1 protein-coding gene is annotated in these 316 nt (G+C 38.9%); it reads left to right on the top strand.

All coding sequences use genetic code 11. From position 1 onward, the window contains the following. Positions 1 to 316: YeiH family protein (locus SB679_RS23560; protein WP_410704693.1), on the top strand; the 316-nt coding region annotated here is incomplete at both ends.

A 316-nucleotide genomic window follows, 5' to 3' on the forward strand; every position in this document is an offset into this window, starting at 1 on the left:
GGATTGATGCTAACAGTGGTAAGTATTGTTACAGTAATGCTTTTGGGATACATTTTAGGAAAAGTATTTAAACTTGAAAGACCTCTTTCTTATCTTATTTCTGCCGGTACCGCAATTTGTGGAGGAAGTGCCATTGCTGCTGTTTCTCCTATTATTAAACCCAGCACAAAACAAATTTCCCTGGCATTAGCCATTGTTTTTACGTTAAACTCCATTGCTTTATTCGTTTATCCGGCTATTGGACACTTGCTGAATCTTTCACAGGAACAGTTTGGGCTTTGGTGTGCGGTTGGGATTCATGATACAAGTTCTGTAG

The sequence above is a fragment of the Chryseobacterium sp. SIMBA_029 genome (genome assembly GCF_046535275.1).
Classification (GTDB): domain Bacteria; phylum Bacteroidota; class Bacteroidia; order Flavobacteriales; family Weeksellaceae; genus Chryseobacterium.